The 20,408-nt window shown below is 71.8% G+C and carries 19 protein-coding genes; 13 read left to right on the top strand and 6 right to left on the bottom strand.

Translation table 11 applies throughout. The features are described from left to right. Positions 1 to 7 precede the first annotated feature (7 nt). Entirely contained in the window at positions 8 to 487 is a 480-nt protein-coding gene (locus AC0680_RS29110; RefSeq protein ID WP_478634446.1) for a DUF6879 family protein, read from the top strand. Between the two features lie 113 nt (positions 488 to 600). Here the strand turns inward: AC0680_RS29110 and AC0680_RS29105 are convergent, their stop codons facing one another. The 3 genes from AC0680_RS29105 to AC0680_RS29095 all read right to left on the bottom strand — a co-directional run bounded on the left by AC0680_RS29105 (position 601) and on the right by AC0680_RS29095 (position 2,056). Continuing rightward, positions 601 to 810, bottom strand: coding sequence for a DUF397 domain-containing protein (locus AC0680_RS29105; RefSeq protein WP_478634444.1), 210 nt, complete (start codon positions 808 to 810; stop codon positions 601 to 603). 197 nt (positions 811 to 1,007) lie between these two features. Next, positions 1,008 to 1,220, bottom strand: a complete 213-nt coding sequence (locus AC0680_RS29100; RefSeq protein WP_478634441.1) for a DUF397 domain-containing protein — start codon at positions 1,218 to 1,220, stop codon at positions 1,008 to 1,010. Next, positions 1,217 to 2,056 (bottom strand): helix-turn-helix domain-containing protein, encoded by an 840-nt coding sequence (locus tag AC0680_RS29095; RefSeq protein ID WP_478634438.1) that lies wholly within the window; start codon positions 2,054 to 2,056, stop codon positions 1,217 to 1,219. Before AC0680_RS29095 ends, AC0680_RS29100 begins: the two co-directional genes overlap by 4 nt. 110 nt (positions 2,057 to 2,166) lie before the next feature. Between AC0680_RS29095 and AC0680_RS29090 the strand changes: the two genes are divergently transcribed. The 3 genes from AC0680_RS29090 (at position 2,167) to AC0680_RS29080 (ending at position 4,535) form a co-directional block, all read left to right on the top strand. Beyond that, complete coding sequence (locus AC0680_RS29090; RefSeq protein ID WP_478634435.1) at positions 2,167 to 2,379, top strand: hypothetical protein; 213 nt, start codon at positions 2,167 to 2,169, stop codon at positions 2,377 to 2,379. A 262-nt stretch (positions 2,380 to 2,641) separates the two neighbouring features. After that, on the top strand, positions 2,642 to 3,118 hold the full coding sequence (locus AC0680_RS29085; RefSeq protein WP_478634432.1) for a glycine-rich domain-containing protein: 477 nt from the start codon (positions 2,642 to 2,644) through the stop codon (positions 3,116 to 3,118). A 241-nt stretch (positions 3,119 to 3,359) separates the two neighbouring features. Further along, complete coding sequence (locus AC0680_RS29080; protein ID WP_478634429.1) at positions 3,360 to 4,535, top strand: methyltransferase domain-containing protein; 1,176 nt, start codon at positions 3,360 to 3,362, stop codon at positions 4,533 to 4,535. Between the two features lie 154 nt (positions 4,536 to 4,689). Here the strand turns inward: AC0680_RS29080 and AC0680_RS29075 are convergent, their stop codons facing one another. Further along, positions 4,690 to 5,199: a stress protein gene (locus AC0680_RS29075; RefSeq protein ID WP_478634426.1), complete on the bottom strand. Its 510-nt coding sequence runs from the start codon at positions 5,197 to 5,199 to the stop codon at positions 4,690 to 4,692. 318 nt (positions 5,200 to 5,517) lie between these two features. Here AC0680_RS29075 and AC0680_RS29070 point away from each other — a divergent pair, with 318 nt between their 5' ends. After that, positions 5,518 to 7,404, top strand: a complete 1,887-nt coding sequence (locus AC0680_RS29070) for an AfsR/SARP family transcriptional regulator (RefSeq protein WP_478634424.1) — start codon at positions 5,518 to 5,520, stop codon at positions 7,402 to 7,404. 111 nt (positions 7,405 to 7,515) lie between these two features. On the opposite strand, the gene AC0680_RS29065 is transcribed toward AC0680_RS29070, so the two are convergent. After that, the gene (locus AC0680_RS29065) at positions 7,516 to 8,259 is read right to left on the bottom strand and encodes a MerR family transcriptional regulator (RefSeq protein WP_478634567.1); all 744 of its coding nucleotides are present in this window, start codon (positions 8,257 to 8,259) and stop codon (positions 7,516 to 7,518) included. 283 nt (positions 8,260 to 8,542) lie between these two features. Here AC0680_RS29065 and AC0680_RS29060 point away from each other — a divergent pair, with 283 nt between their 5' ends. From AC0680_RS29060 to AC0680_RS29045, 4 genes are all read left to right on the top strand, one after another. Beyond that, a complete protein-coding gene (locus AC0680_RS29060; protein WP_478634421.1) occupies positions 8,543 to 10,069 on the top strand; it encodes a flavin-containing monooxygenase in 1,527 nt (508 codons plus the stop codon). Beyond that, a complete protein-coding gene (locus AC0680_RS29055) occupies positions 10,066 to 11,073 on the top strand; it encodes an alpha/beta fold hydrolase (RefSeq protein ID WP_478634418.1) in 1,008 nt (335 codons plus the stop codon). The genes AC0680_RS29060 and AC0680_RS29055 overlap by 4 nt, the downstream gene beginning before the upstream one ends. Beyond that, complete coding sequence (locus AC0680_RS29050) at positions 11,070 to 11,960, top strand: SDR family oxidoreductase (RefSeq protein WP_478634415.1); 891 nt, start codon at positions 11,070 to 11,072, stop codon at positions 11,958 to 11,960. The genes AC0680_RS29055 and AC0680_RS29050 overlap by 4 nt, the downstream gene beginning before the upstream one ends. 150 nt (positions 11,961 to 12,110) lie before the next feature. Further along, complete coding sequence (locus AC0680_RS29045; protein ID WP_478634413.1) at positions 12,111 to 12,344, top strand: hypothetical protein; 234 nt, start codon at positions 12,111 to 12,113, stop codon at positions 12,342 to 12,344. Between the two features lie 172 nt (positions 12,345 to 12,516). Here AC0680_RS29045 and AC0680_RS29040 read toward each other — a convergent pair whose 3' ends face one another. Continuing rightward, positions 12,517 to 15,921 (bottom strand): S41 family peptidase, encoded by a 3,405-nt coding sequence (locus AC0680_RS29040; protein WP_478634564.1) that lies wholly within the window; start codon positions 15,919 to 15,921, stop codon positions 12,517 to 12,519. A 335-nt stretch (positions 15,922 to 16,256) separates the two neighbouring features. Here AC0680_RS29040 and AC0680_RS29035 point away from each other — a divergent pair, with 335 nt between their 5' ends. From AC0680_RS29035 to AC0680_RS29020, 4 genes are all read left to right on the top strand, one after another. Further along, a complete protein-coding gene (locus AC0680_RS29035) occupies positions 16,257 to 17,372 on the top strand; it encodes an energy-coupling factor ABC transporter permease (protein ID WP_478634410.1) in 1,116 nt (371 codons plus the stop codon). A gap of 1 nt (position 17,373) precedes the next feature. Beyond that, positions 17,374 to 18,135 (top strand): cobalt ECF transporter T component CbiQ, encoded by a 762-nt coding sequence (gene cbiQ, locus AC0680_RS29030; protein ID WP_478634408.1) that lies wholly within the window; start codon positions 17,374 to 17,376, stop codon positions 18,133 to 18,135. Beyond that, positions 18,123 to 18,896, top strand: coding sequence for an energy-coupling factor ABC transporter ATP-binding protein (locus AC0680_RS29025; RefSeq protein WP_478634405.1), 774 nt, complete (start codon positions 18,123 to 18,125; stop codon positions 18,894 to 18,896). The genes cbiQ and AC0680_RS29025 overlap by 13 nt, the downstream gene beginning before the upstream one ends. Before the next feature lie 113 nt (positions 18,897 to 19,009). After that, positions 19,010 to 20,218, top strand: a complete 1,209-nt coding sequence (locus AC0680_RS29020) for a serine hydrolase domain-containing protein (RefSeq protein ID WP_478634404.1) — start codon at positions 19,010 to 19,012, stop codon at positions 20,216 to 20,218. The last annotated feature ends 190 nt before the right edge of the window (positions 20,219 to 20,408 follow it).

Below are 20,408 nucleotides of genomic sequence, written 5' to 3'. Positions count from 1 at the left end.
GGGGGCCATGGTTTACCCGACTCGGCTTGAGACGCTGCCGCGGTACCTCATGCCGCAAGAAGCCGACGAGCTTCAGGCGTTCCGAGACGGCGAACGCATCGACCCGGCCACGGTCCGCAACGAGTACACCGACCGGCTACGCCGTCAGGTCACCGAGGGGCGCGTCCAAGGGCGCGTACACATCGTCACCCGCCCGCTGTCCGAGTGCCTGCGATTCGAGTTCGCCTGGTACTACGCGCCGCACTCACTGGCCGGGGAGCAGATCCGAATCCTCGACGTGACCGATCGCCCCAACCTCCTTGACGGGGTGCAGGACTTCTGGATGTTCGATCATTCCGAAGTCGTGCTCATGAACTATGAGCCAGACGGGCGGCAGATCAACCGCCAGGTGTTCGGCGGAGATCCGGCAGGGTTCATCGAATACCAGCGCATCGCCGTGGCCGAGTCCGTGCCTTTCGAGGAGTACGTGAAGGGCCTTGACCTTTGAGCCGGAGCGGCCAGGTCAGTCCAGGTCAGACCTAGCGGAAGCGCTTCGCAGCCTGCGGAGGCGAGCCGGTAGGACGCAAAGCTGGCTCGCCCGCCGGTGCAGCATGGGAATGGTCAGACGGTGCCGAACTCTCCGGCCTGGATGCTTGCCACGAAGGACGCGAACGCATCGGCGGCGACGTTCAGAACGCGACCGCTCGGGTTCTTGCTGTCACGGACGGGGACCACGCCGTGCGAGGCGACGAGGTTTGCGGCGACCTCGATGCAATCGCCGCCGTTGCTGCTGTAGGAGGACTTGAACCAGCTGGGGGTTTCGGTCGTCACGGGATGCCCTTTCGTAACCGGTCTGGTCAAGGCCACAGATGCCGCCTGAGAAGGTGCTTCGGCCTGTAGCTGATGGTAGGCCGTCAGTATGGGCAGTATCGCGTCCAAGGCGGTCAAGGCGCCCCATCTAGTCGAGAGCCCCCCGCCGGTGCTGGCGGGGGGCTCTGTTGCGTTCGCGCACAGGGACGCCGGAATGGTCAGACAGCAGTGCCGAACTCTCCGCCCTTGACGCTCGCCACGAAGGACGCGAACGCATCGGCGGCGACGTTCAGAACGGGACCGCTCGGGTTCTTGCTGTCACGGACGGGGACCACGCCGTGCGAGGCGACGAGGTTGGCGGCGACCTCGATGCAGGCGCCACCGTTGTCGCTGTAGGAGGACTTGAACCAACGGGGGGATTCGGACGTCACGGGGTGCCCTTTCGTAACTGATTGATCAAGGCCACAGATGTGGCCTGAGAGGGCGCTTCGGCCTGTAGCTGATGGTAGGCCGTCAGTATGGGCAGCACGGAAGTGCTTTCCCGTTCCAAATGGCCCCGTTGCGCGGACTCGGTGTACGCCATGAGTTGGCGGTCCGGAAGCGTCAGTACGTACAGCGGCAGGTTGAACGGGCGGCGCTCCCCCATGTCGAACGGGGCAACCTGGACCACGGTGTTCGGTAGCTCGGCGTACTCGATCAGTCGCGCCAACTGGGCTTCCATGACGGCGGCCCCGCCGATGGGCCGACGGATACAGCTTTCGTCCAGCATCACGAAGACCAACGGCGGGGGCGTCCGCAGGAGTGCGGCTTGCCGCTCCGCAACAAGCCTCACTCGCTCCTCTGCCTGGTCTGTCGTGATCGCTCCCCGCTTCACGGCACTGTCCGCCAGCACCGACGCATACTCCGGGGTCTGGAGCAGATCAGGGATGACACCCACTTCGTACAGCCGGATCTCTGCCGCCCGGCTCTCGTGACCGACGTACTCCGGGAACCCTTCCAGCAGCGAGCCGTGCTGGATCTCGCGCCATTCACGCTCGAACGAGTCGGCGGACCCGGCAGTTCCGAACGCAAGGTCAGCTTTGCGTGAGAACGGAAGGGTTGGTGGTTTCCGGGCAGTTTCCACAGCAGAGACATGCTGGCTGGTACACCCCAGGGCTCCGGCCAACGCTTCCTGGGTCCAGCCGCGTTCCTCCCGCAACCTGCGCAAGCGGGCCCCGTAGGCCGCTTCCGGGCTGCTCTCAGGGTTCAGCTCCTTGCGGTTGACCATGACGACTCCCAACTCACCCATCAATCCTGATTAGTTGATGGATCCCCGACTGTAGGCCACGCTGACTTCTCCCGGTAGTGGAACCACTACAGAGAGGCAAGGAGGGCGCCATGACCACCTCTGCCCGCACGCCCTACTCGGCGTGCGCCGAAGAGGGAGCGAACCTTGACGCCGCGCTGAAGGATCTGGGCATTGCCGCCCGGCCCAGCACGGTGCAGATGACGGAGGAAGGCGGCATGAGGGTCACGCGGGTTGCCCCGCCGCTGCTCACCCCGAGTCAGACCGCCCGGTTGACCCGCGTGGTGAAGGCGGCGCGGCGATGAGCGGCAACCGTTACCAGGAACGCCCCGTGTCGCTCGGGGAACCGTACGCCGACCTCAGCCCCGCCCCTGTCCCTGGCTGTGTCGAGTGCAGCGCGTTGGACAAGGAACGCCACGAGGCCCGGAAGATGCGGCAGTTCGCTACTGCTGTCGTGGCAAGCCAACGGATCAGGAACCACGAGCGTGGCCACTGTGCCTGAGCAGCCCGGCCGGCTTGCTACTCACCAGGACACCAGCCCACCAGTACACCAACAACGGAGAAGACATGACCGTGACTGCCATACATGAAGCCCCCGTACGGGCCGCGACGGACGCACGAGCTCTCCTCGGCGAAGACGCCCTTGCCGCCGTTACCGCAACGGTGCAGAGCGACAACGCACCCATGGACAAGGACCGTGCCTCCCGCATCGTCGTCGAGGCGCTGAAGTTCGTGGCCACAGCCGCCAAGTTCCCCGAGAGCCCCATGCGCCCCTCGAAGCTGGTGGACAGGGGATGGCATGCGCTCATCCTGCACACGGCGCGCTACGTCGAGCTGTGCGCCCGGCTCGGACGCTTCGTGCACCACATCCCCGATCAGCCGCCATCAGCGCAGGTGCGCACTGGCTCGTTGCAGCGGACGCAGGACCTGATGGTCGAGGCGGGCTACCAGCCCGACCCGACGTTGTGGCTTCGAGCGTCAGGGGCTGCCGAATGCGAGGGCGGCCCGGCCCCGTGCTGCAAGTCCTGCGGGCCACAGAGGTAGCCAGTTCCACTCAAAACCCCGAGCGCGAAGCGGGGCACCTGGATGCGCAGCCGGTGCCCCGTACCAGCCCGACGGCACGGGGAAAGTCTCTGTGCCGACAGACTCAAGAGGAGGAAGCGTGAACGCAGTACTTCGCAACGACGGTGGCGACAAGCTCCCCGGGGAGCCGTACCCCGGTCCGCATCAGCCCCCGTCCCCCGACGGGGGCCCGGGGCAGCCAAACCCGCCCAAGGCGCTCTGAATGACCGCCGACGCGCACAAGGGCCGTCCCGACCTTGACGGGTCGGGGCGCGCCCTGATGTCTTCCGGGGCCCTCACCTCCGACTGGGCCCCCACGTACGCGGCCGTTCCCCGCTCCACCGTCCTGCCCGACCTCATCTGGCCGTTCGACATGGAGTCCGGTCGGAGCGTGGCCGTATCGAAGGCGGACGATCCCGCCAAGTGGCAGGCGTTTGCGGACTCCGACGTACCGATCGTCACCCAGTGGGACGACGGGAAGCACTCCGGCACCGAGCCCGGCCGCGTCCCCACCAGCTCCGCGTCCATGCCCTCCGTCGTGTTCCGGATGCTCCGGGCCCTGGACCTCCACCCGGGTCACACGGTCCTGGAAATCGGCACGGCCACCACCTGGAACGCGTTGCTGATGGCCCACCGCGCGGGGCCGGGGAACGTGACCACCATGGAGGTGGACCGGGCGGTGGCCACGGCTGCCATGGCGACGGTGGAGCGGCTGGGTAGCCCCGTCCGCGTCGTCCACGGCGACGGGTTCCAGGGCTACCCGGAGGGAGCCCCGTACGACCGCGTCATTGCCACGTGCGGCCTTCGCTCTGTCCCGTTCGCGTGGGTGGAGCAGTGTCGGCCCGGCGGCGTCATCGTGGCCCCCTGGGGGACGAACTACAGCCACGGCGACGCGGTGGCCCGCTTGGTCGTGGCATCGGACGGAAAGAGCGCGTCCGGGAAGTTCACCGGGCCCGTGGAGTTCATGAAACTCCGGTCCCAGCGGATTTCGCCCGTGGTCCATGGGGAGTACGTCACGGGCAGCGTGGCCGATGGTGACGAGTCGTCCACGACCATCACGGAAGGGGAGTTCGTCGGGGAGCAGTTCGGCCCGGAGCGGTTCGCCCTGGGCCTTCGAGTCCAGCAATGCTGGCACTTCGTGGCGGAGAAGAGCGACGGCGCCCGACCGGTCTGGTTCTACAGCCTGAGTGACCGGTCCTGGGCGTGTTGCATGTTCCGGGACGGGGACACCGCGCGCGTCTGGCAGTACGGACCCCGCCGACTGTGGGACGACGTGGAGGCCGCGTTCCGATGGTGGGATGGCCATGGACGGCCGGATCCATCGCGGTTCGGGTTGACCGTGAGTGCCAAGAGTCAGCGGGTATGGCTGGACGATCCAGCTGGCTCCTGGATCGTGTGACAACGCCCCCTCCATCCGCCGGTCCATGACGCCGGACCACGCCCTCAGGGGGGCGCCCTCCGGGGGAGTACGAGGGCGCCCCGGTCTGTGGGACGGCCCGCCGGGGTGGGGCGGGCCGTCGGTGGCCGTGGTGGTGGCCGATCGGGGGGGTGGGTCAGGGGCGGGTGAACTTCACGTAGCCGCCGTTGTTCGGGCGCTCCCACCAGCCCTTGAAGGCCCAGTTGATGAAGCCGCCGTCGCCCTGGTTGGTGAACTCGCCGTCCTCGAAGACCCAGATGCCGTAGACGACGCCGTCGTAGGTGGCCGAGCCGTACGCCTTGACGCCGTTGAGGTGCTCCTCGTAGGGCTGGCTGAGGTTGTGCACCATGACGTTGTACTGGCCGTTGCTCGCGTAGAACGCCGACTCCATCAGGTTCTTGACGAAGCCCTCGCGGTTCTGGGCGGTCTTGATCGACGACTCGATCTTGTTGGCTATGCCGAGCACGTCGACGTTGAAGTTCAGGTTCGCGTTGGCGCCGATGTCGACCGGCGAGTCACCCGCCGGCGCCGCCGCGGCGGCCGGCGCGGCCATGGCGGTCGCCGGGAAGGCGGCACCCGTCGCGGTGAGCGCGGCGCACAGGGCCACCGCTGCCAGGCTCTTCTTCACGATGCCCGAAGTGGACATGGTTCTCCTCCATGAGTGGGGGGTGCGACCTCTCCGGACCGCGGGGAACGGAGAGTTGGCCGGAGCGGCGGGAAGGGGTGGGCCGCCACGACCGGTACGGCAGTAATGCTCGGCCGGGCCGCTCATGATCGGCTCACGTGGGGCTCATGGGGTGGGTGCGCCCGATCGGGACTTGCGTTGAATTTTTGTCAACTCGGGGCGTATGTCCACATAGTGAGAGGGGGGCGGTCAAGCGGAACCCGACCTTCCTTCCGGTGGTCCTTGCAGGCAGGGGGCGGATTGCACGCGCCCGTTCGGCGTCATGAACTTGAGGGCACGATGGTTCAGTTGAAGCTGCTGGGGCCGGTGGAGTGCGAGACGGACGACGGCCGTCCGCTGGCCTTGGGGTCGGGGCGGATCCGTACCGTGACCGCGGTGCTGATCAGCGAGGTCAACCAGGTGGTCACGCTGAGCAGGCTGATCGATCTGGCGTGGGACGTGGACCCGCCGCCCAGTGCGCGCGGCGTGGTCCACAACCACGTGCACCGGCTGCGGCAGCTGCTGGCCGGCCAGGCCGAGCTCGCCACGCGGGGGCAGGGCTATGTGCTGCTCGCCGATCCGTGCGCGGTGGACGTCCACCGGTTCCAGAGCCTGGTCTCCGGTGCGCGGGAGGCCGAGCCGCAGGCCGCGGTCGCGATGCTGCGCCGGGCCCTCGGCCTGTGGCGGGGCGAGGCACTGGCGGATGTGCCCGGCGACCGGGTGCGCCGGACCGTGGGGGCGGGCCTGGCCCAGGCGCGGGTGGCCGCGCTGCACGAACTCGGTGCGCAGCTGCTGCTGCTCGGCCGGTACGGCGAGGTGGTCACGGCGCTGACCGGATGGATCGCGGAGCATCCCCTGCACGAGGAGCTGACCGCGCTGCTGATGCGCGCCCTGCAGGCGAGCGGCCGGCAGGCCGAGGCCCTGGACCACTACCACCGCACCCGCCGGCATCTGAAGGACCAGCTGGGCATCGACCCCGGCCGGGTGCTGAGCGAGGCCTATCTGGCAGTGCTCGACGGGAGTGGCGCCGTCGCGCCGCAAGGCCCCGCTCGCCCGGCGGCGCCGTCACCGCCCGCCGCGCCGTACGCCGCCGACCACCGGCCGGCTCCGCTGCCGCGGGTCGCCCAACTGCCGCCCGGCATCCTGGACTTCTGCGGCCGGGAACGGGAGCTGGCGGTGCTGGACCAGCATCTGGAGCGGGTGCCGCGGCCGCACTGCGTGGTGCTGGCGGGCGGTGGCGGGGCCGGCAAGACGACGCTGGCGGTGCAGTGGGCGCACCGGCTGCGGGCCGAGTTCCCCGATGGCCAGCTCTTCGCCGATCTGCGGGGCTTCGAGCGCCCCCCGATGCGGGCGGGCACCGTGCTGTCGTCGTTCCTGCTGGCGCTGGGGGTCCCGGAGGCGAGGATCCCCGAGTCCGTGACGGAGCGTGCGGCGCTGTACCGGTCGCTGCTCGCCGGGCGACGGATGCTGGTGCTGCTGGACAACGCGGGCACGGCCGAGCAGACGCGGCCCCTGCTGCCCTCGACGCCGGGCTGCCTGGCGGTGGTCACCAGCCGGCGGCGGCTGAGCGGGCTGGTGGTCCGGGACGGGGCCGTACTGGTCACGGTGGGGTCGCTCGCCCCCGGCGACGCCCTGCAGCTGCTGGGCAACGCGCTGGGGCGGCAGCGCATCGAGGCGGACCCGGCGGCCGCCCGGGCGCTCGTCGAGTGGTGCGAACGGCTCCCGCTGGCGCTGCGGATCGCCGCGGCACGGCTGATGGCCCACCCCGAATGGCCACTGGAGTTCTGGACGAAGAAGCTGGCCGACGAGCGCCGCCGCCTGCAGGAGCTGTCCGCGCACGACGCCGATCTGGCCGTGGAGGCCAACCTCTATCTCAGCTACCGCGCCCTGTCGAGCGGCGCCGCCCGGCTCTTCCGCGTCCTTGGTCTGCACCCCGGACCCGGTGTGGAGCTGCCCGCCGCCGCGGCACTGGCCGGGCAGGACCTCGAGCGCACCCGCCGCCACCTCGCCGAGCTGTGCGACGCCCATCTGCTCCAGGAGCAGGCCCAGGGGCACTACGTACGCTCCGAGTTGGTGCGTCTGTACGCCGCCCAGCGCGTCGCCTCGGAGGAGTCGCGGTCCGCCCAGGACCTCGCCGTGCGGCGGCTGCTCGACCACTTCACCCATCCCCGGCCGGCGCGCGGCTGAGCCGGGGCCGCCCTGCCCGGGTGGGGGCTGTCCGGTGGGCCAGGGCCGGACGCCCCTTGGGGCGTGTCCGATGGGTCATGGCCTACCCGGCCCTGACCCATCGGGCAGGCCCTAGGGACCCGGCTCGTCCTTCTCCTCGTCCTCCCGCAGCCACTGCTCCAGCTCCGTGCGCACGCGGCGGTCCATGGCCATGGAGAGCTCGGCCTCCACCACGCCCTTGGACAGCGGGCGGAGCTTCTCGATGGTCTGGGCTATGCGGTCGATCTCCTGGGGGTCGGGCAGGCCGTCCGAGCCCGGGCGCGGACGGACGTCGGCCAGGAGGTGGGTGCGGATGAGGGTGGTGAAGATGTCGGCGAGGGCGTCGGCGTGGGCGCGGACCCGGCGGCCGGCCTCCAGGACGGCGGCCAGCGGGATGCCCTTGTTGACCAGCTCGGTGGAGGCGTCCAGGAGACGGCGGCTGATGTGCACGAACTCGTCGCCGTCGACGGCGAGGTAGCCGATGTCCAGGGACGTGGTGAGGTTCTCGGGGGTGATGTCCCGGCTGAAGTGGTCGGCGAGCTGCTCCGGGGTGAGGCGGACCGGGGTCTCCTCGGACCACGGAGGGAGCAGCGGGGTCTGCAGGCCGAGCAGTTCGCCGACGTCGCGCCCGGACTCGAAGGCGGAGAGGAGTTCGGCGATTCCGCCGAGGGTGTGGCCGCGCTCCAGCAGGGCGCCGATGGTGCGCAGCCGGGCGAGGTGGTGTTCGTTGTACCAGGCGATCCGGCCCTCGCGGCGCGGCGGTGGGATGAGCTTGCGCTCGCGGTAGAACCGCAGCGTACGGACCGTGATGCCGGCTTCCTCGGCCAGCTCGGCCATGCGGAACTCGCGCGCGGCGGGGGTGTGGGCGGTGGGGGCCGGGCGCTCGTCGTTGGAGTTCTCGTTCGCTGCCACGGGGTCAGCCTATGCCGGGGGTGTGACAGCGGACCGGGGTGCGACCGGCGGTAACTTCCTGGCGCCGGACCCCTACCGCTCAGTACGCGGCTGCCCTACTCTCCCCCTGTGCCCAACTGTGCCAGTGATTGCTGGCGCGATTGGGCGGGCCTGCGGCTGTCGGCGTCGTAGGTTTGCGGTGCAGAGCGTCGAACTCGGGAGGCGGCGGATGGCCGAGCGCGAGCGGAAGCATGTGCGCGTGGCGGTGATCGGATCGGGCTTCGGTGGCCTGGGGGCGGCCGTACGGCTGCGACGCCAGGGGATCACCGACTTCGTGGTCCTGGAACGGGCCGGCTCGGTGGGCGGCACATGGCGCGACAACAGCTATCCGGGGTGCGCATGCGATGTGCCCTCGCATCTGTACTCGTTCTCCTTCGCGCCCAACCCGCGGTGGCCCCGGAACTTCTCCGGGCAGCCGCACATCCAGGCGTACCTGGAGCGGGTGGCGGACAACTTCGGGCTGCGCCCGCACATACGGTTCCATTCCGAGGTGCGGAGCCTGCGCTGGAGCAACAGCGAGCTGCACTGGGAGCTGGAGACGGCCAGCGGGCCGCTGACCGCCGACGTGGTGGTCTCGGCCACCGGGCCGCTGTCGGACCCCAAGCTCCCGGACGTGCCGGGGCTGGACTCCTTCCCGGGGAAGGTCTTCCACTCCGCGCGCTGGGATCACGACTACGACCTGCGCGCGAAGCGCGTGGCCATGATCGGCACCGGTGCGTCGGCGATCCAGATCGTGCCCGCCATCCAGCCGGACGTGGAGCGACTCACGCTCTTCCAGCGCACCCCGCCCTGGGTGCTGCCGCGGGCCGACCGCAGGATCAGCGCGGCCGAGAAATGGCTGCACACCAAGCTGCCGGCCACCCGCGCGGCACGCCGCGGACTGCTCTGGGGCATCCGGGAGCTGCAGGTCAGCGCCTTCACCAAGCGCCCCAACGAGCTGGGGATGATCGAGTTCCTGGCGAAGAACCACATGAAGAAGGCCATCAAGGACCCGGCCCTGCGCAGCGCGCTGACGCCGGACTACCGCATCGGGTGCAAGCGGATACTGCTCTCCAACACCTACTACCCGGCGCTGGCCCGACCCAATGTGGATCTCGTCGCCGCCGGGCTGAAGGAGGTGCGCGGCGACACCCTGGTGGGGGCCGACGGGAGCGAGGTCCAGGCCGACGCGATCGTCTTCGGCACCGGCTTCCATGTGACGGACATGCCGATCGCGCAGCGGGTCACCGGCGCCAGGGGGACGACGCTGGCGGAGGAGTGGAAGGACGGGATGGCGGCGCTGCGCGGGGCCAGCGCGGCCGGCTTCCCGAACTTCCTGACGATCATCGGGCCCAACACCGGCCTCGGCAACAGCTCGATGATCCTGATGATCGAGGCACAGCTGAACTACATGGTGGACTTCATGCGCCAACTGGACGTTCTCGGCGGAAGGATCGCGCTGAACGCCCGGCAGTCCGCCGTGGACGAGTGGACGCGCCAGATCCAGAAGCGGATGGAGCGGACGGTGTGGAACACCGGAGGCTGCGACAGCTGGTACCTGGACGCCAACGGGCGCAACACCACCGCCTGGCCGGGGACGACCGCGGAGTTCAAGAGGGCGACCCGGCAGGTCGATCTCGCCGAGTACGAGGTGCTGCGGCCACCCGGAACCACGGCCGGGCGGTCCGCCGACGCGCGAGCGGAGGTGGCCGCATGAGCCGCCGCCCCGGACACGTCACAAGTGGTCCGTACGCGCCGCCGGTGCCGCGCCGGACGGCGACCGTCACCTCGGCCGACGGCTCCCGGATCCACACCGAGTTCCACGGGCCCGAGCGCGCCCCGGCCGTCGTGCTGGCGCACGGCTGGACCTGCTCGACCGCCTTCTGGGCCCCGGTCGTCCGCGATCTGGCCGCCGATCACAAGGTCGTCGTCTACGACCAGCGCGGGCACGGCCGCAGCCCGGCCGTCGCGCCGGCCGGCTACAGCACCCGCGCGCTCGCCGACGACCTCGTCGCCGTACTGGAGGCGACCCTGGAGACGGACGAACGCGCCGTGGTGGGCGGCCACTCCATGGGAGGCATGACGATCATGGCCGCCGCCGGCCGGCCGGAGCTGCGCGCGCGAGCCGCCGCCGTGCTGCTGTGCAGCACCGGATTCTCCCAACTCGCCAGCGAGGCACGGGTGTTGCCCCTGCGCGGCCCGGCCGGACGGCGCCGCGCACACCGCCTGCTGCTGGGCTCCCGCGCACCGTTGGGCCCCGTGTCGCCGCTCACCAAGAGCGCGCTGAAGTACGCGACGATGGGCGCCGGATCCACCGCCGAGCAGGTCGAGGCCTGTGCGCGCATCGTGCACGGCTGCCCGCCGGGCGTCCGCGCCCGCTGGGGCAAGGTACTGGCCGAACTGGAACTGACCGGTGAGGCCGGCCGACTGGACGTGCCCACGGCGGTCGTCGCGGGCGCCGCCGACCGGCTCACCCCGCCGGTGCACGCCCGCCGGATGGCGTCCGTGCTCCCCGACTTCCGCGGGCTGACCGAGCTGCCGGGGCGGGGGCACATGACGCCGATCGAGGATCCGGGCGCGGTCGCCGGCCGGCTGCGCGAACTCGTAGGCGATCACCTCCAGGCGGCCGGCATCGGTGCCGGGGAGACGGCGGCCGGCTCGGAAGTCCCCGATCAGGCACCCCGCGGCAAGCAGCGGCAGAAGAAGGAGCGGACGGCATGAGGACGAGCGGAAACCTGGACGGGCAGGTCGTGGTGGTGACGGGCGCGGCGCGCGGGGTCGGCGCGCTGCTGGCCCGCAAGCTGTCGGCGCGCGGCGCGACGCTGGCGCTGGTCGGCCTGGAGCCGGACGAACTGCGCGACGTCGCGGCCTCGTTGCACGGCCCGGCCCACCACTGGCACGCCGACGTCACCGACCACGAGGCCATGGCCCGGGTCGCGACCGGGGTCAAGAACCGCTTCGGGAAGGTCGATGTGGTCGTCGCCAACGCCGGTGTGGCGACCGGCGGCCCGTTCGTCGACTCCGACCCGGTCGCCTGGAAGCGGGTCGTCGAGGTCAACCTGATAGGCAGCGCGGTCACCGGCCGGGCCTTCCTGCCCGTCCTGATGGAGTCCCGCGGCTACTTCCTGCAGATCGCCTCGCTCGCGGCGATCACCCCGGCCCCGATGCTGAGCGCGTACTGCGCGTCCAAGTCGGGCGTCGAGGCGTTCGCGCACTGCCTGCGGGCCGAGGTCGGGCACAAGGGCGTACGGGTCGGCGTCGGCTATCTGAGCTGGACCGACACCGACATGGTGCGCGGCGCCGACCAGGACGACACCATGCGCGAGCTGCGCTCCCGGCTGCCCTGGCCGTCGAACAAGACCTATCCGCTGGGCCCCGCCGCCGACCGGATCGTCGCGGGAATCGAGCGCCGCTCCGCCCATGTCTACGGGCAGTGGTGGCTGCGCGGGATGCAGTCGCTGCGCGGGTATCTGCCGGCCGTCATCGGGTCGGTGGGCCAGCGCGAGATCCGCAGGTTCGGGGATCGGCTGGACGGGATGCGGATCGGGCTGGTCGGTGCGGGCGGCGAGGCCGACGAAAAGGCCCGCGCCGCCGAGAAGGCGCGCTGACCTGCGAGTTCGCCCCCTGAGTCCGCCCTTTCCGGTCGCCGTGCGGGTCACGGAGGGTAGCCGCTCGTGATCGAAATGCGAGCAATGTCCGGGCGTGTCACGCTGTTTCGGGGCCCAACCGCCCCCCACACCCCACTAGGAGTGAACAGTATGGGCATCAAGGACCAGTTCCAGGACAAGGCCAACGAGCTCCGTGACCAGGCGAGCCAGGCCGCGAGCGGCCCTCGCGCCGGCAACGCCCCCGAGCGCGGCCGCCGCGAGGAGCAGGAGCGCGGCCGGCGCCAGGGCGGCCAGGAGCGCGACCCGCAGCGTGACCGCGGCCAGCAGGGCCGCCGGACCGCTCAGGACGCGCTGGACGACGCCGAGGGTCGCTACCAGAGCTGACGCCACGTCCTGAAGACCACGCGCGGCGACGTACGCGCCATGCGTGAGGGGCGCACCCGGTCGACCGGGTGCGCCCCATCGGCTTGTCGGCCGAATCCCCTTCCTCGGCGGCCGAATCCCCTTCCTCGTCCGGTGGCTGGACCTTTCAGGGTCCGGTGGGTGGCTGGACCTTTCAGGCCCCCGCCGCCCCCGTGGCCCCCGTGGCGCCGCCGCTGCGTGGCGGCAGCGCCGGCCGTCGCCGGTCCGGTACGTCCGACAGGTCCGGAGGCGTCGCCGCCGGATGCCGCTCCAGCAGCTCCAGCGCCGTACGCACCGCCACCCCCAGCGTCGGGTGCTTGCCCTCGGCCCAGTGCAGCGGGGAGCGCAGCGCCTCGATGTCCACCTCCACGCCGTGGTTCTCCACGCCCCAGCCGTAGAGCCGGAACCACGCCGCGTTCATCGGCACGGTGATCGTCGTCCCGTCGGCGAGCCGGTGCCGCCCGGTCATGCCGACCACCCCGCCCCAGGTGCGCATGCCGACCACCGGCCCGATGCCCTGCAGCTTGAAGGCCGCGGTGATCATGTCGCCGTCGGAGGAGGTCATCTCGTCGGCGACCGCGACGACCGGGCCGCGCGGCGCGTTGCCGGTGTACGAGACGGGCTCGGCGTCACGGGTCAGGTCCCAGCCCATGATGGTGCGGGTCAGCTTCTCGATCACCAGCTCGGAGATGTTGCCGCCGGCGTTGCCCCGCACGTCCACGATCAGCGCGGGCCGGGAGACCTCCATCCGCAGATCGCGGTTGAACTGCGCCCAGCCCGAGCCGCCCATGTCGGGGATGTGCAGATAGCCGCACTTGCCGCCGCTCAACTCCCGTACCACGGCCCGCCGTTTGGACACCCAGTCCTGGTAGCGCAGCGGCCGCTCGTCGATCAGCGGGACCACCGCGACCCGGCGGGCGTGGCCGTTGCCCTCCGCATCAAGGGGGCCCGAAGGGCCTTCCCCTGAAGGGTGGTGGTGGGCGGCGGGCTGGGAGAACGTCAGCTCCACGGTGGTGCCGCCGGCCGCGGCCAGCAGCGGATACGGGCCGGCGACCGGGTCCACCGGCCGGCCGTCGACATGGGTGAGCGCCGCGCCGTCGCGGATGCCCGTACCGGCCAGCGGGGAGCGGGCCTTGGAGTCCGACGACTCGCCGGGCAGGATCCGCTGGACGACCCAACGGCCGTCCCGGCAGGTGAAGTTCGCGCCGAGCAGCCCCATCGCGCGCTGGTAGTGCGGCGGCCCCTCGTTGCGCCGGGCACCGGTGACATACGCATGGGAGGTGCCCAGTTCGCCCAGCACCTCGCGCAGCAGATCGGCGAACTCGTCGGGGGAGGCGACCCGTTCGACCAGCGGACGGTACTGCGCGAGCACCGCGTCCCAGTCGATGCCGCACATCCGCGGCTCCCAGAAGTACGCCCGGATGATCCGGCCCGCCTCGTCGAACGCCTGGCGCCACTCCGCCTCGGGATCGACGTCGTGCAGGATGCGCCGCAGGTCCAGGTAGACCGTCGAGTCGCTGTCCGCCGGCTCGGCGGCCGGCACCGCGCGCAGCTCACCGTCGTCGTTGACGACCAGCCGGGAGCCGTCGCCGCTGAGCGCGAAACCGTCCAGGGAGCTGGTGAGTTCGGTGCGCCGCGCCTTGGGCAGGTCGAAGTGTTCGAGGGTGGGCTTGCCGGAGGTGTTGTCGGGGTTGGCGAAGGTCTCGCCCAGCGCGCCGGAGATCGGCCAGCGCAGCCAGACCAGGCCGCCGCCGCTGACCGGTTCCAGCGAGGAGTACTTGGAGGCGGCCACCGGGAACGGCGTGACCCGGTTCGCCAGCCCCTCCACCTCCACCAGCACCGGGCCCTCGCCGGCCGGCGGAGGAATCTCGTCCGGGTCCAGGCCGCCCGCCGCGGGCCGCCCCTCCGGAGACAGCGCGAAGGGAGAGGGGGTCGCCGACGACAGCGGTACGAGGTAGGGCCGGCAGCCCAGCGGGAAGGACAGGTCCCCGGTGTGCACGTCGTAGACCGGGTCGAAACCGCGCCAGGACAGGAACGCCAGATAGCGGCCGTCGCGGGTGAACACCGGCTGCTCGTCCTCGAAGCGGCCGTTGGTGACGTCCACGATGTGCCGGTCGGACAGCCGGGCCATCCTGATCTGCCGCAGTGAACGGCCGATGCCCGGATGCGACCAGGTCAGCCAGCGGGAGTCGGGGGAGAAGGCGAGGTCGCGGACCGGCCCGTTGGTGGAGCGGACCAGTTCGGTGACGCCGCCGGGGCCGGCCGCCACGTCCTCCTCGGACCGGTCCTCCTCGGTCGATCCCTCCTCCTGCCGGGTCACGTCCACCAGCAGCAGCCGGCCGTCGTGCGCGGCCACCGCCAGCCGCTCGCCGTCCGGTGAGGAGGTCATCTCGTGGACCCGGCCCAGCTGCCCGGCCGCCAGCCGGCGCGGTTCGCCCGGCGCGCTGGCCCGCGGCAGATCGGTGATCTCCACGGCGTCCTCGCCCTCGGCGTCGGTGACGTAGGCGATCCGGCCGCTGGAGCCGAGCATCTCGGGCAGCCGGACGCGCACGCCCGGGGTGTCGTGGATCGTCCGGGCCGGGCCGTCGCGGTGGGTGAGCCAGTACAGGCTGCCGCGTACGCCGACCGCGCTGGCCCGCCCGGTGGCGTCCACCGCGAGCGAGGTGACATGCGAGGCGGCCGGGACCTGGTAGCTGCGGCGGCCGGCCCGCGGCCCGCCCAGGCGCACCCCCAGCTTGCGCGGCACGGCGTGCGGGCCGAGGTCCTCGATCAGCCAGACGTCGCCCGCGCACTGGTAGACGATCCGCTCGCCGTCGGTCGAGGCGTGCCGGGCGTAGAAGTCGGCGTGATCGGTGTGCCGGCGCAGGTCGGTGCCGTCCTGCCGGCACGAGTACACATTGGCGATGCCCTCGTGGTCGGACAGGAACGCGATCCGCTCGCCGACGAACATCACCGAGTCCAGATGCCCGTACAGATCCGGCAGCAGCCGGACGCCGTGCAGCCACATCCTGCCCATGGCGCCGCCCCGGTAGCGCTTCCAGGAGGCGGGCTCGTGCGGTGGGGTGCCGCTGAGCAGCAGCGTCTTGTGCTCCCCGGCGACATCGGCGACCGCGATGTCGGAGACCGGGCCCCAGGGCAGCTTCCCGCCCGGACCGCCGTCGGTCGGCAGCTTGTACGCCCAGGAGTAGTACGAGAACGGCTGACCGTGCGAGGACACCGCCAGGACGTGCCCGTCCGGCGTCCATCCGCACACCCGCGCGTCCGTACTGCCCCAGTACGTCAGCCGGCGCGCCGGGCCGCCGTCGACCGCGGCGAGGTACACCTCGGGGTCGAGGCTGCGCCAGGTGGTGAAGGCGATGTGCCGCCCGTCGGGGGAGAAGCGGGGGTGGCCGACGCGGGTGCGGTCGACGGTCAGCCGCCAGGCGCGGCCCGGCTCCTGGCCGTCCGGGGCGATCGGGGCCACCCACAGGTCGTCCTCGGCGGCGAAGCAGAGCAGGTCGCCGTGCAGATGGGGGAAGCGCAGGTACGAGCCGGGCGGTGCGTCGGGCGCGGTCGGCATGCGGCGCAGCCGGCCACGCGGCTCGGCCTTCGTCTCCGGTAGCGGCCCGACGGCCTCGGGTACATCGCTCACCTGTCCATGGTTTCGGCCGGGGGTAAGGGTGGCAACTCGGGGTGGCGGGTCTCGGACAGCGGCGGCCCGGGCCGCGAACGCGCGGCGAGCGGCGCTCCAGCCGCCTGTGCCCCCCCGCGGACCCGCGGGCGGAGCCCGGCCGTCCGGCGGAGGGCGCGCATCCGCATGATGGGCGCTCTTGCGAATTGGTTGCAGTAGCCGCGACCATTGGCCGGTTGTACCACCCCTGGCTGGTTTGCGGAGCCCGAAGCGGAGAGCCCCAGATGCACGTACCCGATGGATTCATCAACGCGCCGGTGTCGGTGGCGGCCGGCGCCGTCGCCGCGGCCGCGGTCGCGGTCAGTCTGCGCGGTGCCCGCCGGGAGCTGGCCGGTGCGGGGCAGGGCGGCGCCGCGGCCGCGGAGCGCACGGCACCGCTGGCCGGGCTGGTGGCGGCGTTCATCTTCGCCGTGCAGATGCTGAACTTCCCGGTCGCGGCCGGTACGAGCGGGCATCTGCTGGGCGGGGCGCTGGCGGCGATACTCGTCGGTCCCTACACCGGCGTGCTCTGCGTCTCGGTCGTGCTGCTGATGCAGGGGGTGCTGTTCGCCGACGGCGGGCTGACCGCGCTGGGCGTCAACATCACCGACATGGCGATCGTGACGACCGTGGTCGCCTACGCCCTGTTCCGAGGGCTGGTGAAGGTGCTGCCCAGGCGGCGGCGCTCGATCACCGTCGCGTCGTTCGTCTCCGCGCTGGTCTCGGTGCCGGCCGCCGCGGTCGCCTTCACCGGCCTCTACGCGCTGGGCGGGACCGCGGACGTGTCGATCGGCAAGGTCTTCACCGCCATGGTCGGCGTGCACGTCCTGATCGGGATCGGTGAGGCGGCGATCACCGCGCTGACGGTCGGGGCCGTCATCGCCGTACGGCCCGATCTCGTCTACGGCGCGCGCGGGCTGACCAAGCCGCTGGAGCTGCGCACCTCGCCCCTGGCGTCCCCGGGCCCCTCCGAGCCGGTGGCGGCGGCCACCACCGCGCCCGCCACCACCGCTCCCGCCGCCCCGCGCCGATCGACCCGCCGCGTCTGGTTGGCCGGGGTCGCCGCCGCCCTGGTGTGCGCGGGCGGCGTCAGCTACTACGCCTCCGCCAGCCCCGACGGCCTGGAGAAGGTCGCCCACGACCAGGGCATCGACGCCAAGACCAAGGACCACGCCACCAAGGACTCGCCGCTCGCCGACTACAGCGTCAAGGACATCACCGACCCGCGGCTGTCCGGCGGCCTGGCCGGTGTCATCGGGGTGGGCGCGACGCTGGCGGTGGGCACCGGAGTCTTCCTGGTCCTGCGCCGCCGCAAGAACACCGGCGCTCAGCCCGCCGCGCAGCAGACGGGGAACGCCTGACATGGGAGCGGGCCACGCCCACAAGCTCTACCGGCACGGGCACTCGCCGGTGCACGCCCTGCCCGCGCACTGCAAGCTCGCCGCGGTCTTCGGCTTCGTCCTGATCGTCGTCGCCACCCCGCGCGCGGCGGTCTGGGCGTTCGGGCTGTACGCCCTGCTGATCGCGGGCGCCGCCGCGGCGGCCCGGATCCCGGCCGGGTTCCTGCTCAAACGGCTGCTGATCGAGGTGCCGTTCGTCGCCTTCGCGCTGCTGATGCCGTTCGTCGCCGAGGGCCCGCAGATCCACCTCATCGGACTGGACCTGAGCCGGTCCGGGCTCTGGGGCGCCTGGAACATCCTCGCCAAGGGCACGCTGGGCGTCGCCGCCTCCGTGCTGCTCGCCGCCACCACCGAGCTGCGGGAACTCCTGCTCGGTCTGCAGCGGCTCAAGATGCCGCCGCTGCTCGTCCAGATCGCGTCCTTCATGATCCGCTACGGCGACGTGATCACCGACGAGATGCGGCGGATGCGGATCGCCCGGCTCTCGCGCGGCTTCGAAGCCCGCGGCGTACGCCACTGGGGCGTGCTCGCCAAGTCCGCCGGCGCGCTGTTCATCCGCTCCTACGAGCGCGGTGAGCGGGTCCACCTCGCCATGGTCAGCCGCGGCTACACCGGCACCATGCCCGTCATCGACGCCACCACCGCCACCCGCACACAATGGACCCGCGCGGCCGCGCTGCCGCTCGCCGCCCTCGCCGTCTGCCTCCTGGGATGGACCCTTTGAGCACCGCCACGCCCGCCCCCTCCCTCGCCGTCTCCGGGCTCGCCTACGCCTACCCCGACGGCCACCAGGCGCTCTTCGGCGTCGACCTGACCGTCGGCCGTGGCGAACGGGTCGCCCTCCTCGGCCCCAACGGCGCCGGCAAGACCACCCTCGTACTGCACCTCAACGGCATCCTCGAAGCGGGCGCCGGCAGCGTCGCGGTGGCCGGGCTCCCGGTCGCGAGGGAGAACCTCGCGGAGATCCGCCGCCGGGTCGGCATCGTCTTCCAGGACCCCGACGACCAGCTGTTCATGCCCACGGTCCGCGAGGACGTCGCCTTCGGCCCGGCCGCGTCGGGGCTGCGCGGCGACGCGCTGGAGGCGCGGGTCACCGAGGCACTCACCCGCGTCGGCATGGAGGGCTTCGCCGACCGTCCGCCGCACCACCTCTCCTTCGGCCAGCGCCGGCGCGTGGCCGTCGCCACCGTCCTGGCCATGCGTCCCGAGATCCTCGTCCTGGACGAGCCCTCCTCCAACCTCGACCCGGCCTCCCGCCGGGAACTCGCCGACATCCTGCGGTCGTTGGACGTCACCGTGCTGATGGTCACCCACGATCTGCCGTACGCGCTGGAACTGTGCCCGCGCTCCGTCGTGCTCTCCGGGGGCGTGCTGGTCGCCGACGGCACCACCCAGGACCTGCTCTGCGACGAGGAACTGATGCGCAGCCACCGCCTGGAGCTGCCCTTCGGCTTCGACCCCCGGTCGGTGGCCGTCCCCCGGTGACCCGGGGCGCCGGCCGGCCGCCGCGCCGCCGTGTGACGAACACCACGGGCCGTGGCCCTGGTCATCAGCACTGATCCGCGCGTTGCACCATTGATGGGTCACGAAAGCGACGGATGAGTGGGAAGCGGGAATCAGTGGTGGACGTCCAGGGCACGGTCGAGGACGGCTTCGAGCCGGTCCGGGACGCCTTCGCGGCCAACTTCGCCCAGCGCGGAGAGCGGGGGGCGGCGGTCGCCGTCTACCGGCACGGGCGGAAGGTCGTCGACCTGTGGGCCGGTACGAAGGACGGCGACGCCGACGCCGGCGCGCGGGGCGCCGCGCCGTGGGAGGCCGGCACCGCCCAGGTGGTCCGGTCCGCGACCAAGGGCATCGCCGCGATCGTCCCGCTGCTGCTGCACCAGCGCGGAGCGCTCGACCTCGACGCGCCGGTCGGCACGTACTGGCCCGAGTTCAAGGCCGCCGGCAAGGAACGGGTCCTCGTCCGGCATCTGCTGTCCCACCGCGCGGGGCTGCCCGTCCTGGACACCCCGCTCACTCCCGCCCGGGCCGTCGACGGCGTCAGCGGCGCCGCCGCGGTCGCCGCCCAGGCGCCCGCCTGGGAGCCCGGCACGGACCACGGCTACCACGCGCAGACCTACAGCTGGCTGATCGGCGAGCTGGTGCTGCGGGTCACCGGACGCACCATCGGCAGCTGGATCGCCGAGGAGATATCCGGGCCGCTCGGCCTCGACCTGTGGATCGGGCTTCCGCAGGCGGAACAGGAGAGGGTGGGCCGCCTCGCGGCCGTCGAGCCGCCGCCGACGCCGGCCGCGTCCGGCCTGCGGGCCCGGCCGAAGCGGTCGGTGGCCGACGCCTACGCCGACCCCGCCTCCCTCACCAGCCGCGCCTTCGGCGCCATCTCCCCGGCCCCCGACGAGAACGATCCCGCCTACCGGGCCGGCGAGCTGCCGGCTTCCGCGGGCATCGCCACCGCCCGCTCGCTGGCCCGCTGCTACGCGGCGCTGATCGGCGCCGTCGACGACCAGCCGCGCCTCTTCGCCCCGGCCACCCTCACCCTCGCCCGCACCGAGGAGTCCGCCGGTCTCGACCGCACCCTCCTGGTCAACACCCGCTTCGGCCTCGGCTTCATGCTGCACGGCCCGGCCTCGCCGCTGCTGGCGCCCGGGTCGTTCGGGCACCCCGGGCGCGGGGGCGCGCTGGCGTGCGCGGATCCCGAAAGCGGTATCGCCTTCGGCTACGTCACCAACGGCATGCAGCGCAATGTGACCGCGGACCCCCGCGCGCAGGCGCTGCTGCGGGCTGTTTCCCACGTTGCCGGCTAGCCCGCCGTGGGGCTTCTGTGCGTTGTTTCCCGCCTTCGGCGGGAGCGGGGTGGGTTGTGGGTCGGGGGCGCTGTGTCGGTGGTGGGTGCCGGGGTGGGGGGCTCCCAGGGGCAGGGGGTGGGGGGGGGGGGGGTCGCGTCCCCCAAAAAAAAAAAAAAAAAAAACAAAACCCCCCCCACCGGGTGTATCA

Source organism: Streptomyces sp. NPDC043738 (assembly GCF_056436545.1).
This window is presented reverse-complemented; position numbering and strand designations above follow the sequence as displayed.

Excerpts from the sequence above, each read along its gene's own strand:
- AC0680_RS29060 (WP_478634421.1), top strand. The coding sequence starts at position 8,543 with ATGGCCGAGCGCGAGCGGAAGCATGTGCGCGTGGCGGTGATCGGATCG.
- AC0680_RS29035 (WP_478634410.1), top strand. The coding sequence starts at position 16,257 with ATGCACGTACCCGATGGATTCATCAACGCGCCGGTGTCGGTGGCGGCC.
- AC0680_RS29055 (WP_478634418.1), top strand. The coding sequence starts at position 10,066 with ATGAGCCGCCGCCCCGGACACGTCACAAGTGGTCCGTACGCGCCGCCG.
- cbiQ (WP_478634408.1), top strand. The coding sequence starts at position 17,374 with ATGGGAGCGGGCCACGCCCACAAGCTCTACCGGCACGGGCACTCGCCG.
- AC0680_RS29050 (WP_478634415.1), top strand. The coding sequence starts at position 11,070 with ATGAGGACGAGCGGAAACCTGGACGGGCAGGTCGTGGTGGTGACGGGC.
- AC0680_RS29080 (WP_478634429.1), top strand. The coding sequence starts at position 3,360 with ATGACCGCCGACGCGCACAAGGGCCGTCCCGACCTTGACGGGTCGGGG.
- AC0680_RS29075 (WP_478634426.1), bottom strand. The coding sequence starts at position 5,199 with ATGTCCACTTCGGGCATCGTGAAGAAGAGCCTGGCAGCGGTGGCCCTG.
- AC0680_RS29085 (WP_478634432.1), top strand. The coding sequence starts at position 2,642 with ATGACCGTGACTGCCATACATGAAGCCCCCGTACGGGCCGCGACGGAC.
- AC0680_RS29090 (WP_478634435.1), top strand. The coding sequence starts at position 2,167 with ATGACCACCTCTGCCCGCACGCCCTACTCGGCGTGCGCCGAAGAGGGA.
- AC0680_RS29095 (WP_478634438.1), bottom strand. The coding sequence starts at position 2,056 with ATGGTCAACCGCAAGGAGCTGAACCCTGAGAGCAGCCCGGAAGCGGCC.
- AC0680_RS29065 (WP_478634567.1), bottom strand. The coding sequence starts at position 8,259 with ATGGCCGAGCTGGCCGAGGAAGCCGGCATCACGGTCCGTACGCTGCGG.
- AC0680_RS29020 (WP_478634404.1), top strand. The coding sequence starts at position 19,010 with ATGAGTGGGAAGCGGGAATCAGTGGTGGACGTCCAGGGCACGGTCGAG.
- AC0680_RS29110 (WP_478634446.1), top strand. The coding sequence starts at position 8 with ATGGTTTACCCGACTCGGCTTGAGACGCTGCCGCGGTACCTCATGCCG.
- AC0680_RS29070 (WP_478634424.1), top strand. The coding sequence starts at position 5,518 with ATGGTTCAGTTGAAGCTGCTGGGGCCGGTGGAGTGCGAGACGGACGAC.
- AC0680_RS29025 (WP_478634405.1), top strand. The coding sequence starts at position 18,123 with ATGGACCCTTTGAGCACCGCCACGCCCGCCCCCTCCCTCGCCGTCTCC.
- AC0680_RS29040 (WP_478634564.1), bottom strand. The coding sequence starts at position 15,921 with ATGCCGACCGCGCCCGACGCACCGCCCGGCTCGTACCTGCGCTTCCCC.
- AC0680_RS29045 (WP_478634413.1), top strand. The coding sequence starts at position 12,111 with ATGGGCATCAAGGACCAGTTCCAGGACAAGGCCAACGAGCTCCGTGAC.